This window comes from Caballeronia sp. TF1N1 (genome assembly GCF_022878925.1).
GTDB lineage: Bacteria > Pseudomonadota > Gammaproteobacteria > Burkholderiales > Burkholderiaceae > Caballeronia.
Genome location: NZ_CP084628.1, coordinates 54,229 through 65,920, shown reverse-complemented (window position 1 = coordinate 65,920; position 11,692 = coordinate 54,229). Strand labels below are relative to the sequence as shown.

General features: G+C 62.8%; 12 protein-coding genes. 3 read left to right on the top strand and 9 right to left on the bottom strand.

Translation table 11 applies throughout. The annotated features are described in order from the left end of the window. The first annotated feature begins 27 nt into the window (after positions 1-27). From LDZ28_RS21125 to LDZ28_RS21115, 3 genes are read left to right on the top strand one after another with little or no spacing between them, the layout of a single operon-like run. Entirely contained in the window at positions 28-783 is a 756-nt protein-coding gene (locus LDZ28_RS21125; protein WP_244830397.1) for an SDR family NAD(P)-dependent oxidoreductase, read from the top strand. 31 nt (positions 784-814) lie between these two features. Further along, positions 815-1,840, top strand: coding sequence for an ABC transporter substrate-binding protein (locus LDZ28_RS21120; protein WP_244830396.1), 1,026 nt, complete (start codon positions 815-817; stop codon positions 1,838-1,840). Between the two features lie 16 nt (positions 1,841-1,856). Beyond that, complete coding sequence (locus LDZ28_RS21115; protein WP_244830395.1) at positions 1,857-2,780, top strand: SMP-30/gluconolactonase/LRE family protein; 924 nt, start codon at positions 1,857-1,859, stop codon at positions 2,778-2,780. A gap of 18 nt (positions 2,781-2,798) precedes the next feature. Here the strand turns inward: LDZ28_RS21115 and LDZ28_RS21110 are convergent, their stop codons facing one another. The 9 genes from LDZ28_RS21110 to LDZ28_RS21070 form a co-directional block, all read right to left on the bottom strand. Further along, positions 2,799-3,701, bottom strand: coding sequence for a LysR substrate-binding domain-containing protein (locus LDZ28_RS21110; RefSeq protein WP_244830394.1), 903 nt, complete (start codon positions 3,699-3,701; stop codon positions 2,799-2,801). A gap of 138 nt (positions 3,702-3,839) precedes the next feature. After that, entirely contained in the window at positions 3,840-4,664 is an 825-nt protein-coding gene (locus tag LDZ28_RS21105) for a TauD/TfdA family dioxygenase (RefSeq protein ID WP_244830393.1), read from the bottom strand. 26 nt (positions 4,665-4,690) lie between these two features. Next, positions 4,691-6,007, bottom strand: a complete 1,317-nt coding sequence (locus LDZ28_RS21100) for a TRAP transporter large permease (RefSeq protein ID WP_244830392.1) — start codon at positions 6,005-6,007, stop codon at positions 4,691-4,693. Then, positions 6,004-6,552, bottom strand: a complete 549-nt coding sequence (locus tag LDZ28_RS21095; RefSeq protein WP_244830391.1) for a TRAP transporter small permease — start codon at positions 6,550-6,552, stop codon at positions 6,004-6,006. The genes LDZ28_RS21100 and LDZ28_RS21095 overlap by 4 nt, the downstream gene beginning before the upstream one ends. A 9-nt stretch (positions 6,553-6,561) precedes the next feature. Next, positions 6,562-7,575, bottom strand: a complete 1,014-nt coding sequence (gene dctP / locus LDZ28_RS21090) for a TRAP transporter substrate-binding protein DctP (protein ID WP_244830389.1) — start codon at positions 7,573-7,575, stop codon at positions 6,562-6,564. A gap of 38 nt (positions 7,576-7,613) precedes the next feature. Then, complete coding sequence (locus tag LDZ28_RS21085; protein ID WP_244830387.1) at positions 7,614-8,348, bottom strand: IclR family transcriptional regulator; 735 nt, start codon at positions 8,346-8,348, stop codon at positions 7,614-7,616. Positions 8,349-8,521: 173 nt separating this feature from the next. After that, positions 8,522-9,688, bottom strand: a complete 1,167-nt coding sequence (locus LDZ28_RS21080) for a glycosyltransferase family 9 protein (protein WP_244830385.1) — start codon at positions 9,686-9,688, stop codon at positions 8,522-8,524. A 138-nt stretch (positions 9,689-9,826) separates the two neighbouring features. Next, the gene (locus tag LDZ28_RS21075; RefSeq protein WP_244830384.1) at positions 9,827-10,789 is read right to left on the bottom strand and encodes a GlxA family transcriptional regulator; all 963 of its coding nucleotides are present in this window, start codon (positions 10,787-10,789) and stop codon (positions 9,827-9,829) included. Further along, a complete protein-coding gene (locus LDZ28_RS21070) occupies positions 10,786-11,361 on the bottom strand; it encodes an isochorismatase family protein (protein ID WP_244830383.1) in 576 nt (191 codons plus the stop codon). The genes LDZ28_RS21075 and LDZ28_RS21070 overlap by 4 nt, the downstream gene beginning before the upstream one ends. Between the last annotated feature and the right edge of the window lie 331 nt (positions 11,362-11,692).

The window sequence follows — 11,692 nt, the reverse complement described above, 5'->3', positions numbered from 1 at the left end:
AATCGAAGATCACTAGAGGAGACCGTTTTGCAGACCAATGCAATCGATTTGAGGGGCCGCGTTGCCGTGGTGACGGGCGGCGCGCAGGGGATCGGCTTCGCGGTCGGCCGCAGGCTGCTTGCTTCCGGCGCGCGGCTTGCCATCTGGGATATCAACCCCGCCGGCATGGACGAGGCGCGCGAGCAACTGGGCGAGCACGATGTCCACTTCGAGCGTGTCGACATTGCCGATTACGCCAGCGTGCAGGCCGCCGTGGCGGGCACGCTGAAGGCCGCGGGGCGCATCGATATTCTCATCAACAACGCGGCGATCGTGGGCCCGAACGCCACGCTGATCGAGTATCCGATCGATATCTGGAAGCAGGTGATGGATATCGATGTCAACGGCACTTTCCACTCCTGCCGTGCCGTGGCCCCGGTGATGATCGACCAGAACTATGGGCGCATCGTCAATCTGTCCTCGGTCGCCGGCAAGGAAGGCAATCCGAATGCGGCCGCGTATAGCTCGGCGAAGGCGGCCGTCATCGCCATGACCAAGTCGCTCGGCAAGGAACTGGCAAGCCACAATATCGCGGTGAACTGCGTGACACCCGCCGTGGCGCGAACGCCCGGCGCGATGGAGCAATCGCCCGAGCATATCCGCTACATGCTCGGCAAGATTCCGCGCGGCCGTTTTCTCGAACTCGACGAAGCCGCCGCGATGATCGCGTGGCTCGCCAGCGAGGAAAACTCATTCACCACCGGAGCGGTTTTCGATCTGTCCGGCGGTCGGGCCACTTACTAGCAACGTCAGCCTGGGAAGAGGGAGCATCATCGTGAGAACGCTCAGGCGCCTGTCGTTGCCAGCGCTCGCCATCTGTGCGGCACTGGCCAGCCAGTCGGCGAGCAGCGCCGCTCCCGTGCCGGAAAAGCCCAGGCTTCATCTGGCCGCGGCGGGTGTGGGCTTTCCGTATCTGCCGTTCGTCATTGCGGACAGCCGCGGATACTTCAAACAGGCCGGGCTGGAAGTCGAAATCGGCGTCTTCAGCGGCGGCGCGAAAGCGCTTCAGGCGATGATGGGCGGCAGCGCCGATATCGTCGCGGGCGCGTATTCGAACACCATCACGATGGCCGCGAAAGGCCAGAAGCTCGTGTCGTTCGTCACGCTGGCTTCGTGCCCCGGCTGGGTGTTCGGCGTGACGCGAGCGAGTCACGACAAGGTCAAGACCTACGCCGATCTGAAGGGCATGCGCATCGGTGTGAGTTCGCCGGGGTCGAGCTTTCATATGGGCGCGAACTATCTGCTGAACAAGGCGGGCGTGAAACCGGGCGATGTTTCGATCATCGGCGTGGGCTCGTCGGCAGGCGCGATTGCCGCCGCGCGCAGCGGGCAGATCGACGCCTTGATGAGCAACGACCCGGTCGCAACCGTGCTGCAGACGAGCGGCGACCTCTTCCCGCTTGCCGTGATGCGCGACCCGGCCGGCACCCGAGCGACGCTCGGCGGCGATTATCCGGAAGCCTCCATCTACACCACGCGGGCGTTCGCGGCCAAATATCCCAACACGGTGCAGGCGGTGACCAATGCGATTCTGGAAGCCGAACGCTGGATGGCGCAGGCGACGCCCGAACAAGTCGCCGCCGCCGTGCCGGCGCAATACGCTTTAGCCGACAAGGATGTCTTCGCGCAAGCCTACGCCAACATGCATGACTGCATTTCGCGCGATGGCCTGATGACCGATGCGGCGGCCCACACCGTGCACGACGTGCTGGCCGCGTTCGATCCCGACATCGGCAAGGCGTCCATCGACCTGAAGGCGACTTACGACAATCGTTTTGTCGAGCATGCCGACAAGCGCTGAAGGGAGGACGACAGCGATGGAAAGCGCAATACAAATCCTGGCGGAAGGCTTGAAGTTCCCGGAAGGGCCGGTGGCGATGCCCGATGGCTCCGTGGTGCTCGTCGAGATCGAGCGGGAGACCATCAGCCGCGTTTCGCCCGACGGTAAAGTGAGCGTGCTGGCGGCGGTGGACGGCGGCCCCAACGGTCTGGCGCTCGGGCCGGATGGCGCCTTCTACATCTGCAATAACGGCGGTTTTCTGTTTCGTACCGTTGCCGGACTGAATCGCACGAAACCGGGCGTGCATCCGCGTTATACGAGCGGGCGTATCGAGCGCTTCGACCCGCAGTCGGGCTTGCTCACGACGCTGTATGACCACTGCGGCGATCATCCGCTGTGCGGTCCGAACGACATCGTGTTCGACCACGACGGCGGCTTCTACTTCACCGACTTCGGAAAGAACCGGCTGCGCGAGCGCGATCACGCGGGCCTCTATTACGCTCGCGCCGATGGTTCGGCCATCGTCGAGGTGGCGTATCCGCTCACCACGGCCAATGGCGTCGGTTTGTCGCCCGACGACAGCATCGTCTATGTGGCGGAGACCGAGACCGCGCGGCTCTGGGCATTCGATCTGGAAGCGCCCGGCCGGGCGCGCAGGCATCCTTATCCGTCGCCGCATGGCGGGCGTCTGGTTTGCGGCTTGCCGGGTTATCAGCGCTTCGACAGCCTGGCGCTGGACGCCGAGGGCAACATTTGCGTGGCCACGCTCGTGACCGGTTGCATCACGGTCGTCGCGCCATCCGGTGAAGTGCTGCGACAGGTGCCGGTGCCCGATGGCATGGTGACCAACATCTGCTTCGGCGGCGCCGACATGAAGACGGCCTACGTGACGCTCTCCGGCACGGGCCGCCTGGCCAGGCTGCAATGGCCGCAAGCAGGATTGAAGCTGGCTTATTCGTGATTGACCGATTGCCGGCGCCTAATGGTGTGCCGCATCCTGACTTGCAAGCAGATGCTTGAGAAACAGTTGCACCGGCACGGGAAGCGACTCGGCTTCGCGCACGCAGATTTTCCAGTGGCGCTCCGCCCAAGCTTCATCCAGATGCACGGCGATCAGCGGCGCGGAACTGACGTACCGTTCGGCGTGATGCTCCGGCACGAGCCCGATGCCAAGCCGCGCTTCCACCATGCTGCGCACCGGTTCGAAACCGTTGACGCGAATCGACAGCTTGAGCGGGTGATCGAGATCCGCCGCCGCGCGCAGCACCAACGAATTCAGATAGCTGCCCACTTGCGGCCCCACGAGCGGATACTCGGCGACTTCGCGGAACGTGACCCGTTCGGCGCGGCCGAGCGGATGATCGGGCGGCATGATGACCACCAGCCGGTCGCTGCGATAAGGGAAGACCTGCAGGCCGGTGGTAACCGTCGTGCCGCCGAACACGCCGATATCCGCCGCGTTTTCCGCCACGGCGCGGACCACCGCGGGGCTCAGGCTTTCCTGAAGATCGATGCGCAGCCCGGGGTGCATCTCCAGAAAAACGCGTATGTCGTTGGCGATGTACTGAACGATGGTCGAGAGGCTCGCATGTAAGCGAATCTGACCGCGCACGCCTTCGGCGTGGTCCAGTAACTCGCTCTCCATTTGGGCGATGTCTCGCAACAGCACGCGGGCGTGCTGCAGGAGTGCCGCAGCGGCGGTCGTCAGTTCGAGTCCCTTGTTGCTGCGCACGAAGAGCGCGTTCTTGAGCGTGTCTTCAAGATGGGACATGCGCTTGCTGAGCGCGGAAGGCGCAATGTTTTCGGCTTCCGCCGCGCGGGCAATGCTGCCGTGCTCGCACACGGCGATGAACAGTTTCAACGATTGCAGGTCGAATCGCATCGAGTCTCCGGGGTGCGGTCTTTTCGCCGCAGCGCTGCTTCCGAAGAGAAAGTATGCATCGGGTCTGGGGTGAGCGCAAAGGTTTAGGCGTCATGCTGCCTGATCGACGTGGCCAATCCCACGTCGCCCCCACCCCCCTCATCGCGGCACGTCCCCCTTGAGCGTGATCCGCTGCATCACCCGCCGAAACCCGTGATAATCGTTCACCGGATTATGCTGAGCCGCGCGATTGTCCCAGAAAGCAATCGCGTTGTTCGACCAGACGAACCGGCACGTGAACTCCGGTTTCACCTGATGTCGAAACAGGAAGTCGAGCAGCGGCGCGCTTTCGTCGGTGGTCATGCCGTCGATGCCGACCGTATGCGCAATGTTCACGTAAAGCCCCTTGCGTCCCGTCTCCGGATGCGTGCGCACGACGGGATGCTTCGCCACGAAATCGTCCGGCTTCTTGCCCGCGCCGTCCGTTCGAATGCGATCCTCTCGGGTACGCGACACATCCGCCTTGGCCGACGAACTGATGCCCTTCAGTCCTTCGAGGAGCCGCTTCATGGTGTCGGACAACGCGTCGTACGCAAGCTGCTGGTTCGCGAACAGGGTGTCGCCGCCATAGGGCGGAATCTCGCGCGAGAGCAGCATCGAGCCCATGGGCGGCACGTCGAGATAGGTCGTGTCCGAATGCCAGATGCCGCCGAAATTCACGCGCTCCGTTTCCAGTTTCTTGACTTCGATGATGGTCGGAAAACCTTCGAGGCTCTTCACAAAGGGATATTCGATAGGCTCGCCCATCGCCTCCGCAAAATCCAGGAACTGCCGGGGAGCGAGGTTCTGGTCACGCAGAAAGATGACGAGATGCTCGTTGAGCGCCGCGCGCAAAACGCTCGCTTGTTCGCGCGTCACGCCTCGCGACAGATCGATGCCGGAGATTTCGGCGCCCAGCGCGCCCGCCACTTTGCGAATGTCCATGCGAACTCCTCGTAGCCGGGCGTGTGTCAGTTCGCGCCGAGCAGCATTGTCGAAAGCGAAGGAAAAATACCGATGAGCGCGAGAACGCCCATCATGATGAACACATAAGGCAACGTGCCGAGCACGATCCGTCGCAACGGGACATCGGGCGCGACGCTCTGCACGACAAAGAGGTTGAGTCCCACCGGCGGATGGATGAGCGCCATCTCCATGTTGATGACGACGACCACGCCGAACCAGATCAGATTCCAGTGATACGCCTCCACGACCGGCACGAGCACGGGCATGGTCACGACGATGATCGCGATCGTCTCCATGAAGCAGCCGAGAAAGATCAGCAACACGTTGATGCTCACGAACAGCACCCACGGTTCGACGTGCGCGCCCGCGACGGTTTGCGTGAGCGACGCCGCAACCTGGCTCGTCGTCATCACATAGCCGAACACGATGGCCGATGAAATCACCGCGAGGATCATCACGCTGCTTTGGGCCGCGCTGATCAAGATTTGCCGGAATTTGCTCCACGAAAGCTCCCGGTACACGACGCCCGCAAGCACCAGACTTGCGACGATACCGAGCGACGCCGCTTCCTGAGGCGTTGCAAGCCCGCGATACAGCGAGCCGAGAATGATGAGAATCAACAGAGCGAACGGGCCGACGTCTTTCAATGCGACGACACGTTCGCGCATGCTCGCGAGCGGCCTCGTGCGCCTTTCGCTCTCGCTGCCGCGCGCACGATCGCGCATGGCGAGCAGTATCTGATAGATGCCGAAAGCAGAAGCCATGATCGCGCCGGGGATGAGTGTCGCGACGAACAGTTTGCCGATACTTTGCTCCGCGATCACGCTATACACGATCAACGGTATGCTCGGCGGCAACAGAATGCCGAGCGTGCCGCCCGCCGCAACCGCGCCGCATGCACGCGCTTCGGGAACGCGGTGCCGGCGCATCTCCGACACAGCGAAGCCGCCGATGGCCGCCGCCGTCGCCACGCTCGAACCGGATACGGCCGCCATCACGCCGCATGCAAGCGTCGTCGCAACGGCGAGGCCGCCGGGCACGCCGTCGAGGATCGTCGCCAGCGCCGCATAAAGACGCGCGCCCATGCCCGACGCGGAGACGATCGCGCCCATGAACATGAACATCGGCACGGAAGTCAGCGTGAAGGTGGCAACCGATCCCCAGTACGTGCTCGGTACGAGACTCAGTGCATCCCATCCGCCGCCCGTGACGAACAGCGAGGCGAGGGCGACGAACAGCAACGCGAACGCAATGGGCACGCCCATCGACAACACCGCGAGCAAGCCGCCGAACATCCCCGCACCGATGACGAGCTGATTCATTCTTCTCTCCCGAGCAGCATGTCGTCGATGGCGACTTCACGGCCTGCCGGTTCGCGTGCGAATACGATGGTCAGCAAGCGTACGATCTGCGCGATGCACAAAAGCAGCATGCCCGCGAAGAAGCCCGAATAAGGAATCCACAGCGATAGCGAGAACATGCCCCACGAACGTTCACCACTCGTGTACGCCTCCCACCAGAAGTCGAATGCGAGGCATGCGAGCGCGAACGCGACCGCCGTGACGATGGCCGTCGATATGAACGCGAGCGCGCGCTTGCCACGTTCGCCGAGATGTGCGCTGAGAACGTCGACCTTGAGATGCCGGCCTTGCCACGCCAGCGCCGCGGTGCCCACGAAGGTCATGTAGGCCATGAGGTAAGTCGTGACTTCCGTGACCCAGACATCGGAAAGATGCAGCGCTTCGCGCGCGAGCACGCCATACGAAATGACGAGCACGGTCGCGATGACCGCCGCGCCGACGGACAACGCGACGCCCCGGCAAAAGGCGTCGAGCCCGCGCGAGAAGCGGTCCAATGCGTGGCGCATCGCGGCCTCTTATTTGTAGAACGCCGTGCTCTGATCGAGCAGACGTCCACCGTCGGGCACTTCGGCGCGGAACTTAGCGAAGCTGACTTTCTGGAACAAGGTCTGCCACTGGTTCCACTCATCGAGCGTCATCTTGTGGATCTTCGCGTTATGGCTCGCAAAAAGTTGCGCGACGCGGCGATCGTCCGCTTTCGCCCCTTCGAACGCGCTCTGCTCGAGGCTTCGACCCACGTCCGTCATGATCTTTTGCTGCTCGGGCGTGAGCTTGTTCCACGTCTTCATGCTGATCGCGATCGGCTCGATCGTGTAGTAGATGCTGTAGTCCTCGGGCGAGTTGTAGTACTTCGCCACTTCGTAGAGCCGATACGAACCGAAGGTGCCGGACGACGTCCACAAGCCATCGAGCAAGCCGAGTTGCATCGCGCTATAGGTTTCCGACGACGCCATCGACACGGTACTCGCACCGGCGCTCTGCAAGGCCGCCTCCATCATCTTTCCGGCGCCGCGCACCTTCTGTTGCGGCAGATCCGCGGGCACGTTGATGGGCTTGGACTTGGATGCCATGCCGCCCGAGATTTGAATCCAGCAGAGCGTCTTGAAGCCATATGCTTCTATCTTCGCTTCGAGTTCTTTCCAGGGCGCGGAGGTGCGGAATTTGAAGACGTCCTCGGGCGTTTTCCAGAGGCCGGGCAGGAGGATGAGGTTCATCTGCGGGATCGCGCCCGCCGAATAGATGTACGGATAGATTGCGAGATCGGCGCTGCCGTTCTTCAAGGCCGTGTGGGTGTTCAGCGACTTGACGAGCGACTCGGCCGGAAAGATGTTGATGTGTATCTTGCCGCCCGACTTCTGCTCGACCTGCTGCGCGAACTTCTTGCCGGTCTGCACCACATAATCGTTCGGGTCGTCGGGCCATTGATGTGCCATCTTGAGCGTCACGACGTCGTCGGCGTGTGCCGCTGTCGATATCGCGGCGAGCGCGAACATGGCGGTGAACATGCGGGTCCAGCGCTTTGCCTGCATCTTCCGTCTCCTGATTTTCTATTTATCGAACCATCGTTTCAGCGCGTCTGTTCTTCCTGAATCTCGACGATAGCCGCGCGTATGCGCGCCGCGATGCCGTCGAGCGCGCCTTCCATCCGATACCGTGGCCCCGCGACCGCGATGCCGAGCACTTCCCGGTTCACATGCACGGGCATGGCAAGTGCAAAGACATCGCTCACGCTTTCACCGCGCGTGAGAAAAAAGCCGCGTTGCTTCGATTCCGCGAGGTCGGCCATCAACGCGTTTGCAGCGGTCAAAGTGTGCGCGGTGACCGGCGCGAGCGTCGTGCGCGCGAGCCACTCGGAAAGCGTTGCATCGTCCAGTTGACCGAGCATCGCCTTGCCGATCGACGTCGAGTAGAGCGGTTTGAGCGCACCGGCCGGCGCGCTGTATCGAATGGTCTGCGGACCTTCGTACACGGCGAGATAGACGATGTGATCGCCCTGACGTTTGCCGAGGATCACGGTCTCTTGCGTGGCCTCGCGCAACGCCAGCAACGACGGCTCGATGCGTTCGAGAAACGGGTCGTGCGAGGCGATCTCGAGCGCCATGTCGAGCAGCCGCCGCGTTGGAAACAAGTCTTTGCGACGCCCGGTGACGTAGAGATAGCCGCGCTCGGTCAGCACTTTCACGATGCCGTGACTGGTGCTCACCGGCATGCCCGACGCCGATGCGAGTTCCGACAGCGTCATCGGGCGGCATGCGGCTTCGAATGCCTCGAAGATGCTTAGAGCACGGTCAGTCGGCTTCAATTTCGTATGTTCGAAAAGAGTTTCGTCAAATCGAAACCGAGTATAAAAGATGCGAGCGTCCTTCCGGTCGCTGATTGGATCGGGATTTACCCTTTGAAATGAGGTGCCGAGGCGACGACGAGATTCTCACGCGCCGCCGTCTGTAGGCGGCGCGGCGTTATCGCTGGCGAAGTTCAGTTCTGCGTTGCAGCAGGGCGCCGCTCGCGCACGGAGTCCAGTACTGCCTCGACGACCCGGTCGACAGAAGGCCAGTTTTTATCCGGTGCATGTTCGACATAGCTATCCGGCGAGACACTCCGATAATGCTCCGGATAGCCCCAGATCGCGTCGTGAACGTTCGGCCTCGTGATGCTGCCGCCGATAACCGCGACCGTCGGCCGACGAAACGCGGCCGCCACGTGCATGAGCATGGAAGAGTTCGTCAGCACGACATCCGCCGATTCGGCAAGCGCGAAAACCGTTCGCATCGACAACGTTCCCGCCACCGAACGAACCGGCACGCCCGGACCGGCGGCGGCGATCGCTTCGGCGGCGCGCGCCTTGTCATCGGCGCTGCCCACGATCAGGATGTCGCAGGCGTCGTCGGTTCGGTTGAGCGCCGACGCAATCCGCGCGAGCGCCGCGCCGACCTGTTTTGGGTCCCAGACCTTGGTCGGCACGCCTGCCCCGATGCCGATCAGCACGCGCACCGGGCGATTGCCAGACTCGGCGGCGTGCCAGACGTTCGCGGCCTGCGCGCGCTCATCCGCGGTAAGAAAGAGTTGCGGCCGCGCTTCGGGCAGATCGGTCGCGCCCAGCAGTTCGGCCTGCGCAAGCGCGGCGCGTCCACTTTGGCGACGCGCGAAGTCGATAAATTCCTGGCATCCGCTGTGACCGCCGCGATAGCCGCGCACGCCGATGCGGTAGCGCACGCCTAAGCGCATCATCAAAAGCGCGCCCATGTAGCTGCCGAGCACGTCGATGCCGACATCGAAGCCGCCACGCCTGCGCAGCGCGGCGACTTGCGGCGACGACAGTAGAAAGCGCAGGACGTTACGCGGTGAACGGTCCTGGACGAGCTTGTTGTTCCAAGGCGCATCGATCTCGACGATCTCGTCGATGAACGGATTGTTTTCCAGAATCGGCCGCCCCCAACTGCCGATGCCCGCAACAAGGCGCGTCGTCGGAAAACGCTTCTTGAGCGCCTCGAAGATCGGCGTGGTGGTCAGCAATTCACCGAAATCGTTCGGGCGCAGCACGAGGATTTCGCGCGGCACGTCGCGATGCGGATCATGCCGTGCCGGGTTCAAGCGTCCAATCGTCCAGACCGGCAATTCCGTCAGCAGACTCTTCCAACCCATTGCTCCTCCGTGCACGCGGTGGGCGCCGAATGGCGCCGCGTTTTCCGGATCGATTGTGCATCGGGGAGCCGTTGCGATCTGTGGGCGTGATTACAGAAAGCGGTCCGTCGCGCAGTAAGCGATCGTTCGACGTGCTGCTCAGACTGCGCTTGCACTCCGGTACTCGCGCGGTGCCGTATCGTGATATCGCCTCCAGACACGGCGAAAGTCGCGTACCGACGCGAACCCCGATTGCTCGGCCACGCGTTCTATCGACAGCTCCGGGCTCGTCAGCAATCTTTGCGCGCGAGCCACGCGAAGACTTTGCTGATACGCCAGCACGGTGACGCCCGCATGCTCCGCGAACAACCGGCTCAAATGCCGCGGGCTGACATGCGCGGCCTGCGCAAGCTCGGCCACGCTCCACGCGCGCGCGGGGTCCCGCGCGATGACGTCCTGTGCCCTGTGTACCGCCGGATGCATGTGATTTCGATGCGCAAGCCACGGCGACAGTTGCGATTCGTCGCCTGCGCGGCGCTGGTACATCACCTGACGTCGCGCCACTGACGCAGCCAGTTCCGCCCCCTCGATCTGCTCGATCACATGAAGCGCCAAGTCGATGCCCGCCGTGATGCCGGCGCTCGTCAGCACGTCGGTGTCATCGACGAACAGGCAGTCGTCCTGCACGCGCGCCGTGGGTTCCTCGCGCTTGAGCAGATCGATTAACGCAAAGTGCGTGGTGCAGCGGCGCCCGGCGAGCAAGCCCGCGCGCGCGAGCAGCACGGCGCCGGAACAAATGCTGGCGATGCGCGTGTCGTCGCGCGGCGCGGTTCGCAGCCAATGCGCGACCGCATCGAAGGGCGCGCTCGTGCCGGGCTCGGGCGATTCCGTGGTGCCGACGACCATGACGAGGCTATTCGGCGGCAGCTTGTCGGGCAGCGGTTCGAGGCCATCGACAAACGTGCCGATGGAGGTCGCGACGCGAGGCAGCGGGCCGCAGTGATGCAAGTCGAACGAAGCGCCGGATTCGGCCGCCATGCGAAAAGCCTCGGCGGGGCCCGCATAATCGAGCATCAGCACGGAGGGCGTCAGCACGAACCATACGGATGTCGCGGGCTTCATGCCGCGCGTGGCGTTTGCCAATTGGCGAGCGCATCGTCGACGCTGGCGATGCGTGCAAAGCGATTCTGCAAGACCAGTTCCGTGTGCGCCTTGATTTCCGCCGGCGAATAGACGCGTCCGCTCGTCGCGTGAGTCATCGGGAAGGTGAGCGTGGCGTCGGTCACATAGTCGACCGTATAGCCGATGTCGGAGGCTACGCGCGTCGTGGTCTCGCAGCATTGCTCGGTGCGGATGCCGGTGATGACGAGATGATCGATCTGCCGGCGACGCAACCAGAGATCGAGGCCGGTATCGGTGAACGCGTTGTGCGTGTGTTTTTCGAAGACCACGGAGGGCGCGCCCGGCAACCACTCCTGCGGCACGGCAAAGCCGGATTCCCTGGTGAACGGACCAGCCTTGCCGATGTGAAAGATATGGACGACTGGAATGCCGGCTTCGCGCGCGCCACGGTCCAGACGCAGGATGGCGCTCTTGAAGGCAGGCAGATCGGCATCCGACCAGTCGGGGGTCTGACGAAACGATTCCTGTACGTCGATGATGATCAGAGCCGAGCGGGGAAGGGTGGCGGACATTTTTGACGCTCCTTGATTGGAAAGTCCCATCATAAGCGGGCTTTTTGCGGGAAACGAGAATGCTTGCGGTCAGGATGGGGACAAAATCCGCCAAGCGGCTGCCAAAGGCGACTGGTTGTTTCCTAGAGCCCCAGCACCGTTGCGACAGATGAGGTCCATGAATTGCTAACAGGCGTCTCAAGCGTTATTCGGATATTCAACAGCCGAGATCTTGCCGAAGGACGCGTCTGATCAAACAGTTCTGATCGACGGAAGACAAGCGCTTGCCTAATGGTCCGGGCAAGCTCGACGAGGGTCGCCGGGCGCACCTCATTTCGCTTCAATAGCCAGT